Here is a 638-nt window from a genome sequence, read left to right on the forward strand (position 1 = left end):
ATATCATAGGCCAGCGACAACCCCAAGCCTGTTCCTTCCCCCGTAGGTTTCGTAGTAAAAAACGGCTGGAAGATTTTCTCCCTGATGGCATCCGGAATGCCGCCACCGTTGTCTTTTACCTGAATCTCAACCGAATTCCCTCGAGCAGTAGTAGCAACCTCGATCATGGGATGGAATGATTCCCCTTCGGCTTCTTTCTTTTTTTGGGTCGCATAAAATCCATTGGTAAATAAATTCAGCAGAACGCGCCCAATGTCCTGTGCCACCAGATTTACTTTAGGCAGGTTCGGGTCAAAATGGGTGATCAGTTCCGAATTGAACGACTTGTCCTTTGCCCGCAATCCGTGATAGGCCAACCGCAGGTATTCATCGGCAAGTGCATTGATATCGGTCGGTTCTTTTTCACCTGAAGATGTCCGACTGTGCTGCAGCATGCCTTTTACGATGGAATCGGCACGGCGTCCGTGGTGTGCGATTTTCTCCAGATTCTGCCGGATGTCCGCCAATATCTCTGCCTCCAATCCGTCATCTCTTGCTTCTTGTTTCTTGCTTCTTTCTTCTGAAATCTCATCCAAAAGCTCCATGGAAACATCACTGAAATTATTCACGAAATTGAGCGGATTCTGTATTTCATGGGC

Annotated in this window: 1 protein-coding gene; it reads right to left on the reverse strand. The window is 47.8% G+C overall.

What is annotated here, in order from left to right; translation table 11 throughout:
• Positions 1–638 (reverse strand): sensor histidine kinase (locus G6047_RS00250; protein ID WP_235946464.1); only part of this gene is annotated, 638 nt, incomplete at both ends.

Origin of the sequence: Flavobacterium silvaticum, from assembly GCF_012911565.1 — a bacterium.
In the GTDB taxonomy this organism is placed as follows: domain Bacteria; phylum Bacteroidota; class Bacteroidia; order Flavobacteriales; family Flavobacteriaceae; genus Flavobacterium; species Flavobacterium silvaticum.